Raw genomic sequence first — 16,959 nt, 5'->3', positions numbered from 1 at the left:
GAGCAGCCGGGCCGGGCCGCGCTCCTCAGCTCACACGGTGCCCGTGGACCGTCTCCACCACCTGGTTCTCGACCGCGGTCGAGACCGCGTTCGGGCCGCCGAACAAGGTGATGCTCCGCAGCTGCGGCGCCAGCGCGGACAGCCGGGCGGCGATCACGGCGGGCAGCGTCTGCGGGTCGGTCAGCAGCAGCGGCTCGCCGGCATTGGCGGCGTACGCGCCGCCGGTGAGCGCGTCGGGGAAGTTCACGCCGCTGGCCATGGCCGCACCCGTCGGGGCGGGCTTGGCGATGGAGGCCAGGAAACCCGCGACATTGTTGGAGGTCTCATACCTGTTCAACCCGGACAGGGGCGTGATGCTCCGGCTCGGGATCTTGGCGTCCTGCTCCACGGCGTCCACGGCCTGGCCCCCGACTGCCTCGATCGCGGAGTGCCCGCTCACGAAGGCCGCGGTGTCCGCGTCCATGACCTTGTTGTCGGACAGCACGATCGGGGCGTCCTCGACCGCGCCGAGCGGACCGGCCGACAGCGCGTCGGCGAAGTCGGCGCCGGTCGCGACGATCACGTGCCTGGTCGGACCGAAGCTTTCGGCGACCTGGAGCGCGGTGGCGTAGCGGTCGGTGCCGCCGTAGCGGGTGATCTTGTAGCCCAGTCGCTGCACCGCCTGCTGGACACCGGGGCTGACCGCGCTGGTCCCGCCCATGATGTAGACGGTCTTGGAGTGGTCGGGGCCCAGGACGCGCTGGATCTCGGCGGAGACCTGCGGGTCCAGGGACGTCCCGTCGGTCAGCAGCAGCGGCCCGTGGTGGTGCGCGGCCAGCGGGACCCCGGACAGGGCGTCCGGGAAGTTCCCGCCCTTGGCCAGGACCACCGCGTCGGCCTTGCCGGCGGGCCACTGGCTCAGGGAGACGTTCACGCCGGTGCCGTACCGGTCCCCGCCGAAGATGCGCCCGACGGCCGGACCGCCGGCGCCCGGGTCCGGCGGAGGCGGCGGGGTCCCGCCACCGGACGGCGGCGGGTTCCCACCGCCCGGCGGGGGTGGGGTCACGACGGCGGCCTGCGGGACGGAGACGTACTTCGCGTCCTCGGTGATGATCGCCCCGGTGCCGTCGACCAGTCTGACCTCGACGGCATAGGTGCCCGGCGCGGTGTAGACGTGCCGGGCGGTGGCGGCGGTCTGGGTCGCCGTCGCCGAACCGTCTCCGAACTCGAACTGGTACGAGGCACCCGCGGGGAGGGTGGTGGCGTGACCGGTGACGTCGACCCCCAGCGTCTGGCCGGTTACCCCGACGGTGGAGAGCTGGACGTAGGTGCCTGCGTTACCGCCCACCGAGTAGAACTGGTACATGCCCTGGCTCGACTGATGCCCGGCCTTGTCGATGGCGATGACCGACACGTACTGACTGCCCCAACTGGTGCCCGCGACGATCAGGTCCGCGTTGCCGTTGGCGTCCGCGGGGACCACCGTGGTGCCCAGGCCGCCGAACGACTGGCTGTCGACGATGAATTCAAAGCAGACGACGCCGCCGGTCCCTCCGGTGCTGTGCGCGTGGATCACGCCGGGGGTGCCCTGGAAGAGGTTGTGTCCGTTGCCGGCGGCGATGGGCGGCAGGTCGGTGGAGGTCAGCACCGGCCCGTTCGGGTTCCCCGCGGCCGGGTCGGACGGCACGGCCGCGACGCCGCAGTCGGTGTGCGGCAGGACCGGCGGCGCGGAGGCCGGGTCCGGCCTGGTCCCGGGCGTCGAGCCGGACTCCTTGGCGCCGCGGTCGTCGTAGGAGCGGACGCCGAGCCCGGTGTTCGTGGTCGCGGGGTCGTCGGTGCGCGCGCCGCCGTCGATGTCCTGGGCCTGCTCGCCGTCGGCGCCGGAGTCCGCCGAGTCGATGGCCGGCGAGCCGGCCTTCAGCGTGCCGTCGGGGTTCAGCCCCGGGGTGGCGGTGATGTCGTGGGCGCCCTTGCCAGCCTGCTGTAGTGCCGCGGCGGTCTGGTAGGAGGCGTTGCCGTTGGTGTAGGCGGTCCCGCCGGGGACGTCGACGATGTTGCTCTCGATCGTCGTGCTCGACCAGCTCGCCGCGTCGGTCTGGATCCCGGCCGACGGCGCGGCCGCCACTGTGCCGGAGTAGGAGGCCATGGTGTTGTCGTGCGACGCGACGATGTTGTTCCGGACGAAGACCGGACCGTGGCCCGAGGGCTGGTCGCTGACGCTGATCTGGGCCCCGTTGTTGCCTACGACGGTGTTCGACGTGACGTAGTCCGTGATCCCGGTGGCGATCGAGATGCCCGGTCCGCCGTTCGCCCAGACCATGTTGTTCACGATCCGCTCGGCGCCGTAGCCGCCCAGGTAGGCGTTGCTGGAGATGCCGGTCGTGTCGTTGCCGTGGACCCGGTTGTCGGAGACCTCGACGTTGGGGCCGAAGATGCCGATGGCCTTGCCGCCGGCGGCCACTCCGGAGACGTCGTTGCCTTCCACGACGTTCGGCTTGGTGTACTCGCCCGAGCTGTTGGTCTGGCCGCCGTTGACCAGGATGCCGTTGGCATAGGGGCCGGCGACGGTGTTCCCGGCCACGGTCGTGGCGCCGCTGACGGCCGCGCCGGGAGTCGGCGTGTCCGCGGTGAAGGTGTTGTGGAGCACCGAGATGTTGTGCGACCCGACGAACCCGGAGACACCGCCGTCCGTGAAGTCGAAGCCCTGAACGGTCACGTTGTCGACGTTCTGGAACTGGAAGCCGGCGCGGATCTTCACGTGCCCGCCGACCCCGGTGATCACGATCGGCGCCGAGTTCGGGTCCGGGGCGGCGTTGAGCTGCAGGCCCCAGGTGTAGCCGTGGCCGGGCGCCACCAGCACCGTGGTCCCGGGCTGGACCGAGTACAGCGTGCTCAAGCCGCAGTACGGATCGGCTTGCGTGCCCGAGCCGGTGGCGTTGCCGACGCAGTTCGGGTTGGAGCTGTCGACGTAGATCGTGTTCGTTGTCGAGTCCGCGTGGGCGGCAGCCGGCACCAGCCCGACGGCGGCGCCGAACGTGGTGAGCGCGGCGAAGGTGACGCGGCGTGCGCGCATGGACTGAGGACCCCCCTCGGTTCGCCCGACCGTCGGGCGCGCTCAGCATAATGCTTCAGTCATCCTCAATACCGCAGTACCGCCGCCACTCCCGCCGAGTCCGCCAGCGTCCCGTCCGGCACGAACAACACCAGCGCCCCGCTCTCGACGGCGTTCTCCACCAACTGCTCCACGATGTCGGTGACCAGGCCCGGCTCCGGCCGCTCGAGGTCCTCCTTCGGCTGCGGCAGCGTCACCGGCTCCGGGTAGGGCACGGTCGTCAGCTGGCGGCCGTCGGCGTCGGTCGTGCCGGCGATCAGCAGGCCCTCCTCGACGATCAGCCGCTGCACCCGCTTGTCGGCGATCGCCGTCCACACCTCGGCCGGGCCGCCGGCATAGCGGTTCTGGGAGCGCGAGTCCTCCAGCTCCCGCACCGCCTCGGCGACCTGCTCGGCGCGGTACGCCTCGACCGCCGGGGCCACGCGCTTGGCCAGGTCGGTGGGGGAGTCCTTGTCCATGCCGGTCAGCGGCAGGGTGTCGGCGACCAGGTCGCGGTAGTTGGTGAGGTCCAGGTAGGCCGCGAGGATCTTGTCGCCGCCGATGACGAACAGCGGCAGGCCGTTGTGGGCCTTCAGCGCGCGGCCCAGGTTCTTGTCGACGGTGCGCAGGTACTGCTTGACGTATTCCTCGTGCGCCTCGTACGGCTGCGCGCGCGGGATCGGCCCCGGGACCGCGTCCTCCGGCGACGGGATGGCCGGCGGTTCGGGGAAGCCGTGCTCCTTCACCTCGCGCAGCCGCGAGGCCGAGCCCCGGTAGAGCCGGCACATCTCCTGGTCCAGCACCAGTACCAGGTACGGCCACGAGCGCTGCTCGGCGGCGGCCAGGTAGCGGGTCAGGTACCGGTCGGCGAACTCCACCCGGGGCTGGACCTCGGCGTCTGTGGGCACCTGCCAGACCTGCGCCGGTTCGGTGGCGCTGAGGTAGACGACCAGCTCGCCGGCCGGGACCCCCGGGTCGACCAGCTCGGCGACGGTGTCCGGGGAGAGCTTGCCGTCGCGCAGCGCCAGCCGCACGTCGCGCTCGACGTCCTGGTCCTCGGCCAGCTGGCGCTGCGCCTCGGTGCACAGGCCGCGCAGCAGGATGCGGTCCTTCTCGCTGAAGGGCGCCTTGGGGTCCACCGGCATGACCATCGTGACCGCCGGATAGGGACGCGGGGTGCGCAGCGTGGCCAGGGTTTCGGGCGTCAGTTCGGAGATGTCCACCCCGCCACTGTGGCCCCGGCGGGCGGGCGCGGACCTGTCGCCTAATCCATTCGTGTGGTCGGCCGCGGGGTCGGCCGCGGGTCGGCCCCGGGTTGGCTGCGGGTGCGCCGCTCAGTCGGCTGCCGCGCTCTTCTCCAGGAGGTACTTGGTCATCTGCCACTCGAACACCTCGGTGGACCCGGTCGTCGGGATCCCCAGATCGTGCCGGACCGCGGCGTAGAAACCACGCCTGGCCTGGCTGCTGGCCTCGATGGCCGCGATCCAGGTCAGGTAGGTCGCGCCCGCGCCGAACAGGACGCCGAGCAGCGCGGGCAGCGCCTGCAGGAACGCGTGCATGCCTCAGTTCCCCCCCCGTGGTCGAACATCCCGCCTATTGTGCCGTGACGCTCGCCCGCGGCGCACGGGCCGTCACAGTTTTCGACTGCGGCCCGGCGCCGGCCTTCGACCGCTTGATCGTCACCTTCAGGTTCTTCATCAGCGGCTGGTCGCTCTGCCGGCTGTAGTCCTTGATGCCGACCAGCACGTTCATCTCCGGCATGTAGCCAGCGGCGCAGCCGCGCGGGAGGGCGTACTCGACGGCCGAGAAACCGTTCAGCGCACGCTGCGAGCCGTCCTTGGAGGTCGCCACGATGTCCACCGGGTCGAACTGTGCGATGCCACGCTCGCGCATGTCCTTCTTGTTCATCAACACCAGGGTCCGCAGGTTCTTGATGCCGCGGTAGCGGTCGTCGTCGCTGTAGATGGTGGTGTTCCACTGGTCGTGCGAGCGCATCGTGCCCAGCAGGAGCGTGCCGGGCGCCGGGACGGTGTTCGGCAGCGGCGCGGTGGAGAACTCGGCCTTGCCCGAGGGGGTCAGGAACACCAGCTCGCGGGCCGGCTGCTTGATGCGGAAGCCCAGGGGGAGCCGGACGCGCCGATTGAAGTCCTCGAAGCCCTCCAGCACCTTGGCCATGGTGTCGCGGATGCGGTCGTAGTCCTGGACGTACCAGTCCCACGGCGTCTTGGTCCGCGGCAGCGCCGCCTTGGCGATCCCGGCGATGATCGCCGGCTCCGACAGCAGGTACGGCGAGGCCGGCTTCTTCATTCCGAGGCTCAGGTGCACCATGCTCATGGAGTCCTCGACCGACATCTGCTGCACGCCGCCGCGCTGGTGGTCCTTCTCGGTGCGGCCCAGGCACGGCAGGATCAGCGCCTTCTTGCCGTGCACCAGGTGGCTGCGGTTCAGCTTGGTGCTGACGTGGAAGGTCAGCTCGCAGTTCCGCAGCGCCTCGTAGGTGTAGCGGGTGTCCGGGGCGGCCAGGGCGAAGTTGCCGCCCATGCCGCAGAACACCTTCACCTCGCCCCTGTGCATGGCCTGCACGGTGCGGACCGTGTCCAGGCCGAACTCGCGCGGCGGATCGATCCGGCACACCTGGGCCAGCCGGTCCAGGAACTCCGCGCCGGGCCGGTGATCGATGCCGCAGGTGCGGTTGCCCTGCACGTTGCTGTGCCCGCGCACGGGGGACGGGCCGGCGCCCTCGCGGCCGATGTTGCCGCGCAGCAGCAGGAGGTTGACGATCTCCCGGATGGTGTCGACGCCGTGCTCGTGCTGGGTGATCCCCAGGCACCAGCAGACGACGCTGCGGTCGGCGTCGCGGTAGACCTGCGCGGCCTTGACGATGTCCTGGCGGCCGACCGCCGACTGCCGCTCGATCTCGTCCCAGCTCGTGGCCTCGACGAGGGCGCGGTACTCCTCGTAGCCCTGGGTGTGCCGGTCGATGAACTCCTCGTCCAGTGCCTTGGGGTCGCCCTGGGCCCACTCCAGCACCGCCTTGGCCATGCCGCGGATCAGGGCCATGTCGCCGCCGATGCGCGGCTGGATGTTCAGGGTGCTGGTCTTCGTGGCCTTGTCCATCGCCATCTGCGCGAACTCGTGCGGCACGATCGTGCGGGTGGCGGCGGCCTCGACGAGCGGGTTGATGTGCACGATCTGCGCGCCGCGCCGGTAGGCCTCGGCCAGCGCGGTCAGCATGCGCGGGGCGTTGGAGGCGGCGTTGACGCCCAGGATGAACAGGGCGTCGGTGCTCTCCCAGTCCTTCAGGTCACAGGTGCCCTTGGCGGTGCCCAGCGCCGCGGTCAGGGCCCGGCCGCTGGCCTCGTGGCACATGTTGGAGCAGTCCGGCAGGTTGTTCGTGCCCAGCTCGCGGGCCATCAGCTGGTACAGGAACGTGGCCTCGTTGCCCAGCCGGCCCGAGGTGTAGTAGGCGGCCTGGTTCGGGCTGTCGAGCCCGCGCAGGGTGCTGCCGATCAGCTCGAAAGCGTCCTTCCAGGCGATCGGCACGTAATGGTCGGTCTCGGCGTCGTAGACCAGCGGCTCGGTGAGCCGGCCCTGGTCCTCCAGCTTGAAGTCCGACCATTCTTCGAGCTCGGAGACGGTGTGCGCGGCGAAGAACTCCCGGCCGACGCGCTTGCGCGTCATCTCCCAGGTGACATGCTTGATCCCGTTCTCGCAGATGTCCAGGTGGATGCCCTTGAGGGAGTCCGGCCAGGCGCATCCCGGGCAGTCGAAGCCGCCGTTCTCGTGGTTCATCTTCAGGATCGCCCGCGTGCCCTCGCGCAGCTCGCCCTGCTCCAGCAGGACGCGGGTGACGCTCTTGGCGGCGCCCCAGCCGGCGGCCGGATGGCGGTAGGGGTGCGAGCCGGCCGGTGCGTGCGGGACGGCTCCGACCGAGGGTTCCAGCGGAGGCTCGGGCTGTTTGGCGGCGTCCCGCGAGGAGTTCACGGTGCCGACTTTCCGCCCGCCGACGGCGCCGGCGCTACCCGGATGGCCCATTCAGGGCGTCAGATCCGTACCCGGGGAGATCCACCAGACGAGAATTGCTGTACTTGCGCTCACTTCGGGACCGCTCACTTCGGGACAGGAGCCGCGTTGACGCACGTCGAGCTGCGGCCCGGCTGGCGCCGGGAGGCGCTGCGCACCAGCCTGTGGTGGGTGCCCACGCTGGAGGTCGGCGCGGCGTTCCTGCTGTTCTGGGGCTGCAACCTGCTGGACCGGGCGGCCTACAACGGCTCGGTGAAGCTGCCGTCCTGGGTGATCAGCGGCACCGCGGACGCCTCCCGGCAGATCCTGGCCGCGCTGGCCGCCGCCATCATCACCGTCATCGGCGTGGTGTTCTCGGTGATCCTGGTGGCCCTGACGCTGGCCGCGAACCAGCTCGGGCCGCGGATGCTGCGCAACTTCATGCGCGACCGCGGGACGCAGTGGACGCTGGGCACCTTCGTCGGCACCTTCACCTTCGCGATCCTGGTGCTGATCTCCATCGGCCCCGGCAAGCACGGCGACTTCGTCCCGCACGCCTCGATCAGCGCGGTGCTGTTCCTGTCGCTGCTGGACGTCTTCATCCTGATCTACTTCATCCACCACATCGCGGTGCAGATCCAGCTGCCCTACGTCATCGCCTCCATCGCCGGGGACGTGGTCAAGGCGATCGAGGACGAGGCCAACCCGCCGGCCGGCGGCCCGCGGGTGGGGCCCTCGCCGCTGGAGATCCTGGCCGCGATGGACGCCGAACACGGCGTCGTGACCGCCTCGGAGAGCGGATACCTGCAGTACGTCTCGCACTCCAAGCTGGTCCGCATCGCCACCGACGCCGACGCGGTGATCCACCTGCTCTACCGCCCCGGGCACTTCATCGTCGCCGGCCGGCTCCTGGCCACCGTGACCCCGCCGGAAGCGGCGCCGCACGTCAAGGAGTCACTGCGGCGCGCGCACCTGAGCGGGCCGTACCGCTCCCTGACACAGGACATCTCGTTCGGCATCGACCAGCTGGTGGAGATCGCCGTCCGGGCGCTGTCCCCGGCAGTGAACGACCCGTTCACCGCGCTGACCTGCATCGACTGGCTCGGCGACAGCCTGCGCCAGGTCGCGCTGCACTGGAACCCGCAGGTGGTGCACCGGGACCGGGCCGGGCATGTGCGGCTGATCCGGACCCAGGCCTCCTACGACCGGCTGGTCCGGCGCGGCTTCGAGAAGGTGCGCCAGACCAGCCGCGGGATGCCCTCGGTGATGATCCGGGAGCTGCAGGCGCTGAAGGAGATCATGGCGCAGGCGCCGCGGGTGGAGCAGTACGCGGTGCTGCGGGAGCAGGCGGACATGATCAGGATCTCGGCGGAGCAGACGATTCCGGAGACGCGGGACCTGGCCGACGTGATGAGCGCGTACAACGCGGTGGTGGCGCTGCATGAGCGGTTGTTGGGGGAGACGGGGGACTAGGGACGAGGTCCGCCGCCCCCCGTCTCCCGCAGCCGCCCCCCCGTCTCCCGCAACCGGTTATGCCGGCGGTGTGCTACATCTGGCCGAGGAACACCGGCGGCGTCCCGAGCGCCAGCTCCCAGCCGAACCAGGTGTGGTTGACCAGGTAGTTCTCGTATTCCTTGCCGTCAGAGCCCAGCACGTAGGTGACGTTCGTGCCGTTCTTGTCCTTCAAGGAGTTCGGCATCCCCATGAACGTGACGCCGGCCGGCATCGGGGAGTTGGTGTAGGTGTGCCAGCCGGTCCACGGTGCGGCGCGCGGGCTCTGCTGGTACGTCTCCTGCAAGTTGCCGCTGGAGTCCAGGGCGGTCACGACCATCTTGCCGACCGAGTCCGCGAAGCCGCTGGGTGAGCTGACGAAGGATTCGCCGCCGCGGCCCAGGTTGAGGTTGAGTTCCCAGCCCGACCAGTTGCCGGTGGCCCGGGTGAAGAAGTCCTCGTAGACGTTGCCGTCGGTCCCGGTCACCCAGGTGACGTTGACGTTGTTGTCGTCGTGGGTGGAGAACGGCGTGCCGATGAACCTGACGCCGGCCGGGAGCGGGGAGTTGTTGTAGGTGTGCCAGCCGGACCACGGCGCCGTACCGGGGTTGACTTGGTAGTTCTCGAGCACGTTCCCCGAGCTGTCGATGGCCGTCACGACCACATGGCCCGTGCCGTCGACGAACACGCTCGGAGGGCTGACGATCTCCCATTCGTGGGCGCGGTCGGCGTCGGTGAGGGCGGTCTCCCAGCCCGACCAGGTGCCCTTCGACCGGGTGAAGAAGTCCTCGTAGACGTTGCCGTCGGTCCCGGTGGCGTAGGTGACGTTGACTCCGCTCGCGTCGTGGGTGGCGTACGGCGTGCCGATGAACCTGACGCCGGCCGGCAGCGCGGAGTGGTTGTAGTAATGCCAGCCGGACCACGGTGCGGCCGCGGGAACCGTCTGGTAGTCCTCTTCGACATTGCCGGTGGTGTCGATGGCGGTCACGACCGTATGGCCGGCGCTGTCCACGAACACGCTGGGTGCGCTGACGAAGGGGGCGAGCGGGCCGTTCGGCTGGTTGAGGTAGAGCTCCCAGCCCTTCCAGCCGCCGCCACCGGGGACGGTCTGGTAGTTCTCGTCGATGTTGCCGTCGGCGCCCAGGGCGTAGGTGACCGTGGCGCCGTTGTGGTCCAGGATCGTCGCGGTCGCGCCGGACTGGATGCTGTGCGGGTTGTTCGGGATGGCGGTCTGTCCCGAGTACCCGACGGAGGTGATGTTCGCCTGGACGGCGTTGTCGGCCGCGTCGGTCGGGTAGCCGGCGGTCATCACGCCCTCGAAGAACGTGCCCGTGGAGTAGTCGCTGTTGTCGCCGCCGATGCCCAGGATGATGCCGCCTTCCTGGCTCATGGGCTGGTAGACGCCTTTGCCCATTTGTTCCTGGAGGACCGGCACTGGAAGGTTCCCGTTGTAGTAGGTCGTCAGGCCGCCGCCTTGGGCGTTTCCTCCCTTCAGCGCGTATGTGGTCTGCCCGTTGTTCTTGAGCATCGCCGTGACATAGGAGCTGGCATTGCCGGTGTTGGCGGCGTTGGCGCCGTTGTCGCCCAGGAACATCCCGTTCTCCATGTCGGCCTCGACCCAGGGACCCTGGCCGGTGCACGGGGCGATGACGGAGAAGAAGCACGTGGTGGCGATGCTGACCGCGTCCATGTGGCCGTTGCCCGTGTCCGCGGGCGCCGCCTCGGCGTTGCCGTAGTCAAAACAGCATGTATTAGCGGTGTGCGTCCCACTGGCCACCATGTAAACGCCCTCGGGCTGCCCGTTCACCGCCACGCCGTTGGCCGCGCCGGTGAAGCGGTAACCGGAGCCCTGCGTGATCCAGATCCCGTATGCCTTGTGCCCGGCCACGGTGATGGCCAGCGTGTTGGCGTCGGCGCCGTGGCTGGCGCCGACGCCCTCCTGCGTCCCTGCCGGGGCCAGCGACAGGTCGTTGTGGCGGGAGGTCTGGTCGTAGATCTTCGTGATGGTGCAGCTCACGGCGCCGCAGAAGGCGTCTTGCTCGGCCGCGTTGACATAGCCGCCGGGGGACAGCAGGCCGATGTCCTGCGTCGCGCCGTTGGTGTTCCTTCTGACCTGGTAGAGGGGGCCGTTGTATCCGGATATCAGTGCGCGCACGCTGCTGTGCGCCGCCACGCACGGGGTTCCGGCCGCGCCGTAGATGTCGCAGGGCAGCGAGGAGTCGGCCCGGGCGGCGGTCGGTGCGGCGATGAGCGCCGTGAGGGCCGTGAGGGCGATGAGGAGTGCGCCGAGCAGGGCCGGCAGCCGATGTGGCAGGGCACGCCGCGGCGGATGTGCAGATGTAATGATCATTACGGCAGCGTCTCACGACCCTGATTCACTGGGCAATGCGATTCAGAGTTCTGAGACAACGCGAGCGGCGCCGTCCATCGAGGACGGCGCCGCTCACGGGTGCGGACCGGCGCGCGCGCCGGCGGTCGATCGCTACTCGCTCTGCCAGGTGAACGTGGCTTTGTCGAAGGCGCGGGCGGCCAGGTCCTCGCGGCGGATCATCCAGTACAGCCGGCCGGTGTCGCCCCACTCCATGGCCGCGCGGCCGTCGCTGTCGACCTGCAGCAGCATCACCAGCTCGGGCAGCAGCTCCTTGCGGGCGGCCTTGGCGGCCTCGTCGTCGCCGGGGGCCAGGACGTGTGCGACCTCCTTGGTGACCGAGCCGGCCTTGGGCAGGGCGTAGCCGCCGACGCGGTGGTGCGGGGAGTGGTCGCGGCGGAAGGTGGTCAGGGCGTCGTAGAAGCCGTCGCCGTCGTCGTCGCCGACCGTCGGGTACTCGGTGTAGTCGTCGTCGGCGGCCGGGTCCTCGCCCGGCCCGCCGAACGCCGCGACCAGGGCAGCGTTCTCGTTGTCGGGGGCGGTCGCTATCAACTCGCCGGTGAGCATCACCCGCGGGAAGGCCTCCAGGCCCTCCGGCGCCGAGCGCGGGGCCACGTTCTCGGTGCCCTCGGGCACGTAGATCACCCGGGTGCCGCCCTTGACGCTGTCCGGGTCCAGGTACTGCACGGCGTCCTCGCCGATGCCGTTGAAGTAGAAGAAGAACAGCATGCCGGAGTCCGGCACGGGGATGTCCAGTTCCGCCACCGGGAACTCGTCGCAGTCCACTGCCGCCACGAACGACAGCGGCCCGTGGCCCTCCCACTGCGGCCACTCGACGTCGGCCGGCAGCAGCGGCTCCCCGCCGAGATAGCCGACCAGCGGCTCACCTTCGTTCTGCTCGCGCAGGTGGAACCCCGGGCGCAACAGCTCGATCCACGTCTTGGCGTTCTCCGGGCTGAAGAAACGCCGGCCGGCCTCGGCCAGCGGTGACTCACTGATCTCCATGCGCGGAATGCTTTCAGGTGTCCGCCCGTCGGACAACCCGTTGCGGGATGTTTGTGGCGGGTGCCCGACAGTTCTGTCGGGCGCGACAGCTAGCCGGTGATCCCGGCCTCGTAGGCCAGGATGACCAGCTGGATCCGGTCGCGCGCGGCCAGCTTGGTCAACAGGTTCGCGACGTGCGTCTTGGCCGTGGCCACGCTGATCACCAGCTCGGCGGCGATCTCGCTGTTGGCCAGGCCGCGGGCGACCAGGGTCAGGACTTCGTGTTCGCGCTCTGTGATGCCGGCTGGCAGGGCGCGGTCCGGGTGCGGCCGTCGGTCGGCGCGCGGGTCCCGGTCGGCTCGCCGCTCCCGCTCCGGCGCACCGCCCCGGTCGGCGAAGTCCGCGATCAGGCGCCGGGTCACGCTCGGCGCGATCAGCGCGTCGCCGGCGGCCACCACCCGCACCGCGGCCAGGATGTCGTCCAGGGCCATGTCCTTGAGCAGGAAGCCGCTGGCCCCGGCGCGCAGCGCGCCGTAGACGTTCTCGTCGTCGTCGAACGTGGTGAGCATCAGCACCTTGGTCGCCGGTGCCTCGGCCCTGATGCGGGCGGTGGCCGCGATGCCGTCCAGGCCGGGCATCCGGATGTCCATCACCACCACGTCCGGGCGCAGGTCGTGCACCAGGCGCAGGGCCTCGGCGCCGCTGCCGGCCTGGCCGACCACCTCGATGTCCGGGGCGTCGGTGATCACCATCACCAGCCCGGCGCGGATCAGCGGCTGGTCGTCGGCGAGCAGGACCCTGATCGCGCCGGCGGTGCCGGTGCCGGAGCCGGTGTGGGTGCCGGTGGGCGTGCCGGTCATGCCGGGATCCGCGCCCGCACCCGGAACCCGCCCTCCGGCAGCGGCCCGGCGTCGAAGGACCCGTGCAGCAGCGACACCCGCTCGCGCATCCCGGCCAGCCCGAACCCGCCGGCCCGCGGGGCCTCGGCGAGCGCGCCGCGGCCCTGGTCGGTCACCTCGATCACCACGTCCCGCGGCTGGAACGCGATCGCCACCCGGCACCGCCGGGTGCCGGCGTGCCGCACCACGTTCGTCACCGACTCCTGCACGATCCGATACACCGACAGATCCACCTCCGCCGGCAGCACCCGGCGCTCGCCGTCGAAGCGCATCTGGACCGCGACCCCGGCCTTCGCGGCGTTGTCGGCCAGCGCCGGCAGGTCGTCCAGCCCCGGCGTCGGCGCCAGGCCGTCGCGGTCGGCCTCGGCCTTGCGCAGCGCGACCAGCATGTGCCGCAGCCCGGTCAGAGTCTCGCGGCTGGTGGTCTCGATGACGTCCAGCGCCTGCGCGGCCAGCACCGGCTGCGTCTGGATGCAGCGCTTGGCCGCCCCGGCCTGGATCGCCACGATCCCGATGCTGTGCGCCACCATGTCGTGCAGCTCGCGGGCGATCCGCAGCCGCTCGGCGGTCACGGCGCTGGTCGCGACCTGCTCCCGCAGGGCCCTGCCGTGCTCGCGCCGCTCCCGGACCAGCACCCCGCCGGTGAACGCGACGGCCACCAGCAGCAAGGCGTTGCCGAGCCGGCCGTAGGGGGTGGTCCCGGACGGCGTGGTCGCCTCCTTCAGCAGCGCCCAGGCCGCGAACGTCCCGACCGCGGCCGCCACCCCGACCCACCGCGGCCGGGCGGCGGCGACGACGGCGACCAGCACGGTCGCGCCGAGCACCGACATGGCACTGGCCTCGCCGACCGCCGCGAGCACCACCGCCCCGGCCAACACCCCGGCCAGCGCGGTCATCGGCCGGCGGCGGCACACCAGGATCGGCACGGCCGACAGCACAGCGAGCTCCATCCGCTGCACACCCCCGAAGTGCACGGTGACCGGGCCGAAGAACAGCGGCTGGGGGCCGCTGGGCATGGTGTCGAACACCATCCCCGCGAACAGGATCGCCCCGCCCCGGACGAACGTGTCGAACCAGGCGGCCGGCACCCGCCACGCGGCGAGCTGTCGGAGGCCACGGAGAAGGGGCGCCAGAACGTTCACGTCGGTCAGGCTAGCCATCGCCGGCCGCCGGCCGCATCGGTCGGCAGGCCTAGTCCGGGCGGCCAATGGTGCCGCGACACGATGGGGCTGTGACACGACCAAGCTGTGACACGACCAGGCTGTGACACCGGCGGTCGGCTCGGGCCAGACTGGAGCATGACGATCTACCACATCGCCCTGCGCACCGACTGGGCCGACGCCCAGGCTGCCGGGCAGTACCACGTCTCCACCCGCGGCGTGACCGTCGAGCAGGAGGGCTTCATCCACGCCTCCACCGCCGGCCAGGTCGAGGGCGTCGCGAACAGGTACTACGCCGACGTGGCCGCCGAGGACCTGGTGCTGCTGGTCATCGACCCCGAGCGGCTGACCGCGCCGCTGAAGTACGACCCGGTGCCCGGCGCGGCCGAGCCGTTCCCGCACATCTACGGGCCGCTGAACGTCGACGCCGTCACCGGCACCGTCGAGCTGCGGCGCGATGCCGGCGGCCGCTACGTGTTCGAGGGCTGAATGTCGATCGAGTACCGCGGAATCCTGCCATAGGAGGCACAGCGGACGATCCGGGGTGCGCCGGTCGGAAGACCGGGGAATGTATCAGGGAGCTTGTCCCCTCCTCGGAACCCGTCCCCCTCCTCGGAAGGTGTCCTCGCGTGTACTCGATGATCCTGGCCGGCGGCAGCGGAACCCGGTTGTGGCCCCTGTCCCGGGCCGCGAATCCGAAGTTCCTGCACCGTCTCGGCGGAACCGAACAGACACTGCTGCAGGCGACCGCGGCCCGGGTGTCCGCGTTGTCGCAGCCGGACCAGGTGTACGTCGTGACCGGTGTCGCGCACGCCGCGGCGGTGGCCCGCCAGCTGCCGGCGGTGCCCGAGGACAACATCCTGGTGGAGCCGGCGCCGCGGGACTCGCTGGCGGCGATCGCGCTGGCCGCCGCGGTGATCGCCCGGCGCGATCCGGACGCGGTGGTGGCCGTGTACTCCGCCGACCACCTCATAGGGCGGCAGGAGCGGTTCGAGGAGCTGATCCGGCTGGCCGCCGCCGCGGCCGGGACCGGGGCGCTGGTGACCGTGGGGATCCGGCCGACGCGCGCCGAGACCGGCTTCGGCTACCTGCGCCTGGCCGAGCCGCTCTCGCCCGGCGTGCACCGGGTCGCGGAGTTCCGCGAGAAGCCCTCGGCCGAGGTCGCCGCCGGCTACCTGGCGTCGGGGGACTACCTGTGGAACGCCGGGATGTTCGTCTTCCAGGTCCGGGCCTTCCTGGCCGAGCTGGAGCGGCAGCGTCCGCGGCTGCGGGCCGGCATCGACGCCATCGTCGAGGCCTGGGACGGCCCGGATCACGAGACCGTGTTCGGCGGCGTGTGGGACGACCTGGAGAAGATCTCGGTGGACTACGGCGTGATGGAGGGCGCCGCCGCGGCCGGCCGGGTGGCCACCGTCCCGGCCGACTTCCCCTGGAGCGACATCGGCGACTTCCACTCGCTGGGGGAGTCGCTGGACGGCGACGCCGACGGCAACGTGGTCCTCACCGACGCCGCGGTCCCGACGCTGCGCGGGGTCGAGGACTCGGTGGTGGTGTCCACGACCGGCCGGGTGGTGGCGGTGGTGGGCCTGCGCGACGTGGTGGTCGTGGACACCGAGGACGCGCTGCTGGTGTGCCCGCGCGATCGGGCGCACGAGGTGAAGCAGGTCGTGGACGGGCTGCGGGCGGACGGCCACGACGCGCGGGTGTGAAGGGCTACCCAACAGGGTCCTGATTTGTCATGGTGATCCTCATGCCTTCGACCGACGCCGCAGACAGTACACACATAGACGATTTCCCCTTTTCCGCCGGACTGTTCGGCGGCCCCTCCCCGGCCTTCGACGAGCTGCGCGCCGCCTGCCCGGTGTCCCGGCTGCGCGCGCCGAGCGGCGCGGTGGTGAACGTCGCGACCACGTACCAGGACGCGGAGTTCGTCCACCGGGCGCTGTCCCGGCGCGCGACGCTGGACGTCGGGGTGGAGTTCGTGGCCGGCGACAACCACAACGGCGAGTACTCGATCTCCGCGATGGACCCGCCGCAGCACACCCGCCTGCGCGGCCTGATCAGCCCGGCGCTGGCCCCGCGCAAGGTCGCCGCCTGGGAGCCGCTGGTCCGGCGGATCGCCGAGGACGTCGTGGCCGGCATGCGGGCCGGCGACCTGGCCGGCGACCTGGCCGACGTGTTCTGCCTGGAGCTGCCGGTGCGGGTGGTCTGCGAGCTGCTGGGGGTGGCGCGCGCCGACATCCCGCAGTTCCGGCGCTGGACCAACGCCGTCATCGCCAACACCGGCATGCCGGTGGACGAGCGCCTGGCGCTGATCACCGAGTTCCGCGAGCACCTCGGGGCCCTGGTGGCCGGCCGGCTCGCCGATCCCGGGGCCGGCCTGGTCGGCGACCTGATCCGGGCCCGGGCCGACGACGGCGACCGGCTGGCCGAGCAGGAGCTGGTCAGCATGGTGTTCGCGCTGATCATCGGCGGCTATGAGACCACGTCCACGGTGCTGGCCCGCGGCACGCTGACCCTGCTGCGGCACCCCGAGGTCCTGGCCGAGCTGCGCGCCGATCCGGTGCTGTGGGCCGACGCGGTGGAGGAGATCCTGCGCTACGACTCCACCTCCACCGGCGGGCTGCTGCGCGTCGCCGTCGAGGACACGGTGCTGCCCTCGGGCACGACGGTCGAGGCCGGCCAGGCGTGCATCGGCCAGATCTCGGCGGCGAACTTCGACCCGGCCCGCTTCCCGGAGCCGCACACGTTCGACATCCACCGGCCCGACCGCCGGCACATGTCCTTCGGTCAGGGCCCGCACTTCTGCGCCGGGGCGCCGCTGGCGCGGCTGGAGCTGCGGATCGGGCTGTCGACGCTGTTCGGCGCGTTCCCGGAGCTGCGGCTGACCGTGCCCGCCGAGGAGCTCCAGTGGACGGTCGGGACGCGGGTGCGGGCTCTGACCGCGCTGCCGGTGGCGTGGGGGCCGCGGGAGGCGTAGCCCGC

General features: G+C 71.1%; 12 protein-coding genes. 4 read left to right on the top strand and 8 right to left on the bottom strand.

Translation table 11 applies throughout. The annotated features are described in order from the left end of the window. Positions 1 to 25: 25 nt before the first annotated feature. The 4 genes from ABH926_RS31325 to ABH926_RS31310 form a co-directional block, all read right to left on the bottom strand. On the bottom strand, positions 26 to 3,052 hold the full coding sequence (locus tag ABH926_RS31325; protein WP_370369494.1) for a cell wall-binding repeat-containing protein: 3,027 nt from the start codon (positions 3,050 to 3,052) through the stop codon (positions 26 to 28). A 65-nt stretch (positions 3,053 to 3,117) separates the two neighbouring features. Next, positions 3,118 to 4,293: a hypothetical protein gene (locus tag ABH926_RS31320; protein WP_370369493.1), complete on the bottom strand. Its 1,176-nt coding sequence runs from the start codon at positions 4,291 to 4,293 to the stop codon at positions 3,118 to 3,120. A 111-nt stretch (positions 4,294 to 4,404) separates the two neighbouring features. After that, positions 4,405 to 4,629 carry a hypothetical protein gene (locus tag ABH926_RS31315; protein WP_370369492.1) on the bottom strand — a complete coding sequence of 75 codons (225 nt, stop codon included), beginning with the start codon at positions 4,627 to 4,629 and terminating at the stop codon, positions 4,405 to 4,407. Positions 4,630 to 4,663: 34 nt separating this feature from the next. Further along, entirely contained in the window at positions 4,664 to 7,012 is a 2,349-nt protein-coding gene (locus tag ABH926_RS31310) for an FdhF/YdeP family oxidoreductase (protein WP_370369692.1), read from the bottom strand. 189 nt (positions 7,013 to 7,201) lie between these two features. Here ABH926_RS31310 and ABH926_RS31305 point away from each other — a divergent pair, with 189 nt between their 5' ends. Then, a complete protein-coding gene (locus ABH926_RS31305) occupies positions 7,202 to 8,545 on the top strand; it encodes a DUF2254 domain-containing protein (RefSeq protein WP_370369491.1) in 1,344 nt (447 codons plus the stop codon). Positions 8,546 to 8,618: 73 nt separating this feature from the next. On the opposite strand, the gene ABH926_RS31300 is transcribed toward ABH926_RS31305, so the two are convergent. The 4 genes from ABH926_RS31300 to ABH926_RS31285 form a co-directional block, all read right to left on the bottom strand. Next, a complete protein-coding gene (locus tag ABH926_RS31300) occupies positions 8,619 to 10,913 on the bottom strand; it encodes an arabinofuranosidase catalytic domain-containing protein (RefSeq protein ID WP_370369490.1) in 2,295 nt (764 codons plus the stop codon). 132 nt (positions 10,914 to 11,045) lie between these two features. After that, positions 11,046 to 11,936: a YwqG family protein gene (locus tag ABH926_RS31295; protein WP_370369489.1), complete on the bottom strand. Its 891-nt coding sequence runs from the start codon at positions 11,934 to 11,936 to the stop codon at positions 11,046 to 11,048. Between the two features lie 89 nt (positions 11,937 to 12,025). Next, positions 12,026 to 12,775 carry a response regulator gene (locus ABH926_RS31290; protein WP_370369488.1) on the bottom strand — a complete coding sequence of 250 codons (750 nt, stop codon included), beginning with the start codon at positions 12,773 to 12,775 and terminating at the stop codon, positions 12,026 to 12,028. Beyond that, complete coding sequence (locus ABH926_RS31285; protein WP_370369487.1) at positions 12,772 to 13,956, bottom strand: sensor histidine kinase; 1,185 nt, start codon at positions 13,954 to 13,956, stop codon at positions 12,772 to 12,774. The genes ABH926_RS31290 and ABH926_RS31285 overlap by 4 nt, the downstream gene beginning before the upstream one ends. Before the next feature lie 156 nt (positions 13,957 to 14,112). Between ABH926_RS31285 and ABH926_RS31280 the strand changes: the two genes are divergently transcribed. The 3 genes from ABH926_RS31280 to ABH926_RS31270 all read left to right on the top strand — a co-directional run bounded on the left by ABH926_RS31280 (position 14,113) and on the right by ABH926_RS31270 (position 16,954). Next, positions 14,113 to 14,463 carry a DUF952 domain-containing protein gene (locus tag ABH926_RS31280; protein WP_370369486.1) on the top strand — a complete coding sequence of 117 codons (351 nt, stop codon included), beginning with the start codon at positions 14,113 to 14,115 and terminating at the stop codon, positions 14,461 to 14,463. 149 nt (positions 14,464 to 14,612) lie between these two features. Continuing rightward, positions 14,613 to 15,683, top strand: a complete 1,071-nt coding sequence (locus ABH926_RS31275; protein WP_370369690.1) for a mannose-1-phosphate guanylyltransferase — start codon at positions 14,613 to 14,615, stop codon at positions 15,681 to 15,683. Positions 15,684 to 15,724: 41 nt separating this feature from the next. Continuing rightward, positions 15,725 to 16,954, top strand: a complete 1,230-nt coding sequence (locus ABH926_RS31270; RefSeq protein WP_370369485.1) for a cytochrome P450 — start codon at positions 15,725 to 15,727, stop codon at positions 16,952 to 16,954. The last annotated feature ends 5 nt before the right edge of the window (positions 16,955 to 16,959 follow it).

This window comes from Catenulispora sp. GP43 (assembly GCF_041260665.1).
GTDB lineage: Bacteria > Actinomycetota > Actinomycetes > Streptomycetales > Catenulisporaceae > Catenulispora.
Note: the sequence above shows the minus strand (reverse complement) of the source record. Positions and strands in the feature narration are given on the sequence as shown.